The sequence below is a fragment of the Dysgonomonas sp. Shenzhen-Wh21 genome (assembly GCF_043392705.1).
Lineage (GTDB): Bacteria > Bacteroidota > Bacteroidia > Bacteroidales > Dysgonomonadaceae > Dysgonomonas.
On sequence record NZ_JAIXHZ010000057.1, the window covers coordinates 1 to 3,682 of the forward strand.

Annotated in this window: 2 protein-coding genes and 1 rRNA gene; 2 read left to right on the forward strand and 1 reads right to left on the reverse strand. The window is 34.5% G+C overall.

What is annotated here, in order from left to right; translation table 11 throughout:
* Both rrf and LDB17_RS03510 read left to right on the forward strand, forming a co-directional pair.
* Positions 1-102 (forward strand): 5S ribosomal RNA (rrf, locus tag LDB17_RS03505); the annotation flags it as partial.
* Positions 103-723: 621 nt separating this feature from the next.
* On the forward strand, positions 724-1,758 hold the full coding sequence (locus LDB17_RS03510) for a hypothetical protein (RefSeq protein ID WP_252637302.1): 1,035 nt from the start codon (positions 724-726) through the stop codon (positions 1,756-1,758).
* A gap of 98 nt (positions 1,759-1,856) precedes the next feature.
* Here LDB17_RS03510 and dnaK read toward each other — a convergent pair.
* A partial coding sequence (gene dnaK / locus LDB17_RS03515) for a molecular chaperone DnaK (RefSeq protein ID WP_393924887.1) occupies positions 1,857-3,682 on the reverse strand: 1,826 nt, incomplete at its 5' end.

A 3,682-nucleotide genomic window follows, 5' to 3' on the forward strand; every position in this document is an offset into this window, starting at 1 on the left:
TATAACACCGGGGCTCCACCTCTTCCCATTCCGAACAGAGAAGTTAAGCCCGGTCGTGCCGATGGTACTGCGTAAAAGTGGGAGAGTAGGTTACCGCCGTTTTAAGCAAAGTCCGTATACAGTTTAATGTATGCGGACTTTTGTTATTGAATGACTATGTCCCTTAGAGATAGCTATGGAAATAAAAGCTAATATATTCTTATTTTACATCCTCTATTTCACCTTTTTTAGAAACCTTAATATAGTTTCAAATAATTAAAAGATAAATTCTCATATTTTTTTCTAACTTTGCACGCTCTGCTTTATCATAAATATGCAATAATCAAACTGTTAAAAGTTTTATAACGCAAACTAATGAAGCTATATTAAGCTCCAATGAATTTTATGCATATGTTTGATATTGAAAAAATTGTTCAGAAAAAGAGGATTTATTGATCATTTTATTGAACAGATAATGTATTGATTATCTTTTTAGGAGGATATACCACCTAATTATAATTTAGACATAAAATAAAAATATTATATATTTTGCTATTTCTGAATATATTAGGATATATCATTGAATAAAGGAGACAGAAAATCAAGCAAAGAAGTATGATGTATTGTATATGATTTCAGAGACTTTTACAAGATTATAATAAGACCGATACAAACGAATTAGAAAAGTACAGGAGAACTATACTTATATTTGATCATAAACAAACAACAATAAAGGGTAACAATATGCTTAATCCTATAAAGAAGAGAATGGGAAATTTGGTAGGTTGTAATAAGATATCAATAGCTCATTTGCAACAAACAGAGGGTAATTATGCAGATGCGATTCGTGATTTTAATAGTGGGAGATTTACTAATTTCAGCTATGGTTTATTGCCTCCTTGCAAAGGTGAAAAATCATCATGTGATCTGAGAATCAAAGAAAAAAATGGAGATAAAATAGAAATAGAGTTGAAACAATGTAATGCTATTATCTCTAGAGGTGGTCGTATAGATATAAAGTCTATTAATCATTCTGACTCTGTGCGACTAGATTATGATTTTAGTCAAGAGATTGAAGATAATAAACAGTGGAATGTTGTTTTAGTTGTAGAACCATTTTATAATAAGTATCAAGGTATAGTAAGCGTTCAAGAAACATCATCTAATTATAAACAAACCTATCATTTGTCTATACAACCAATAGGACAAATTACTGAAGACGAATTCGGAATATATCATCTTATTCTAGGACGGATTATTAAAGAAGATAATAATTACAGTATGGATTCGAACTATATTCCTCCAAGCGTAATGATGAGCAGCCATCCTTATCTAGAAAAATATTATGAACTATTTGGAAAATACCTTAATGAAATCGAAATTTCATCCCAAAGTATTATTCAAAAAATACAAGATAAAGACAGTGATTCTGATCTAACAAATAATATGATATTTCTGTGCGAAAAGATACTCATTTATATTGCAGAGATTCATTTTAACTATACTAATAGAGGACGTTTTTATCAACCTATAGAAATAGCCAATGTATTTTCTACTTTTGCTCGTGTGTGCATTGTATTCATTGATTCTATATCTTCAGAAAAAAAAGAAGAACTGTTAAATTCTTTTCATGAATGGGGCGATATTCAACCTAAAATGTTTTTAGAGCTTCTTTCCAATTTGGAAGAATGCCAATACGACCATCAAGATATAAGAAGTACAATGGTTCGAATAGAATCTTCTTTAGCTTTATTTTCTGAGTTGTGGAGTAAAATTTAATAAATAAAAGAGACTCTATATACAATACAAAAAAGCTCATTATACCTAATATAGGATAATGAGCTTTTTTAATAAATATACTATCTGTTTCTATTTGCTTATTTCACTTCTTCAAAATCTACATCAGTTACATTATTGTCGCCGCCATTAGATTGGCTACCAGTATTACCTCCGGCTTCTTGTCCCGGATTAGCACCTGCTTGTTGCTGATTGTATATATTCTGGCTCAATTCCTGCATTAATTTAGTTAATTCATCCATTGCAGAATCAACAGCCGGAATATCTTGAGCTTTGTGAGCATCTCTTAGTTTATTTAAAGCACCTTCGATAGAAGCTTTCTGATCGGCTGGAATTTTATCTCCAAGATCTTTCAATTGATTTTCTGTTTGGAAAATAACTGAATCTGCCTGATTCAACTTGTCTATCTTTTCTTTTTCTTTCTTATCTGCTTCGGCATTAGCTGCAGCTTCGTCTTTCATTCGTTGGATTTCTGCATCAGTAAGACCCGATGAAGCCTCGATACGAATAGATTGTTCTTTGCCGGTCTTTTTATCTTTTGCAGATACACTAAGAATACCATTGGCATCAATATCAAATGTAACTTCAATTTGAGGCTCACCACGACGTGCCGGTAATATACCGTCTAAGTTGAAGACACCTATTTGTTTATTATCCCTCGCCATTGGACGTTCTCCTTGAAGTACAACAATCTGTACAGACGGTTGATTGTCCGCAGCGGTAGAGAATGTTTCGCTCTTTTTCGTAGGAATAGTTGTATTAGCCTCAATTAGCTTAGTCATCACATTCCCCATTGTTTCTATACCAAGAGAAAGCGGAGTAACATCAAGTAACAATACATCTTTTACTTCACCTGTTAATACAGCTCCTTGTATAGCAGCACCTACAGCAACAACTTCATCAGGGTTTACACCTTTCGATGGTGTCTTTCCGAAGAACTTCTCAACTTCTGCTTGTACAGCAGGTATACGTGTAGAACCTCCGACTAAGATCACTTCATCTATATCGGATGGTGAATACCCTGCATCTTTCAACGATTGACGACATGGTTCGATACACTTACGAATAAGTGAGTCTGCTAATTGCTCAAATTTAGCACGAGTTAGATTTTTTACCAAGTGTTTTGGAATACCATTAACCGGCATAATGTATGGTAAGTTAATTTCAGTAGAAGTTGTGCTTGATAGCTCTATTTTCGCTTTTTCAGCAGCTTCTTTCAAACGCTGTAAAGCCATTGGATCTTTACGTAGATCTAAGCCTTCTTCATTCATGAATTCTTCAGCCAGCCAATTGATAATTACCTGGTCGAAATCATCACCACCAAGGTGAGTATCCCCATTGGTTGACTTAACTTCAAATACACCGTCTCCTAATTCTAGGATAGAGATATCAAATGTACCACCACCAAGGTCGAACACTGCAATTTTCATATCCTTGTGAGCCTTGTCAAGACCATAAGCAAGTGCAGCAGCTGTAGGCTCATTAACGATACGTTGAACTTTAAGACCTGCAATTTCTCCGGCTTCTTTTGTTGCCTGACGTTGCGAGTCGCTAAAGTATGCAGGTACAGTAATAACTGCGTCTGTTACTTCTTGTCCGAGATAGTCTTCAGCTGTCTTTTTCATCTTTTGAAGGATCATCGCTGAAATTTCCTGAGGAGTATAAAGGCGTCCGTCAATGTCTATACGTGGTGTATTGTTATCTCCTTTCACTACTTTATAAGGTACACGGGTTACTTCGGTTTGAACTTGATCCCATGTTTCACCCATAAATCTTTTTATGGAGTATATTGTTTTTTCCGGATTTGTGATAGCCTGACGTTTTGCAGGATCACCAATTTTGCGTTCATTTCCCTCAATAAAAGCAACAACAGAAGGTGTTGTTCTTTTTCCTTCGTTGTTTGTGA

Bases quoted from the DNA above. Each gene is read 5' to 3' on its own strand.
- LDB17_RS03510 (WP_252637302.1), top strand. From the start codon at position 724: ATGCTTAATCCTATAAAGAAGAGAATGGGAAATTTGGTAGGTTGTAAT.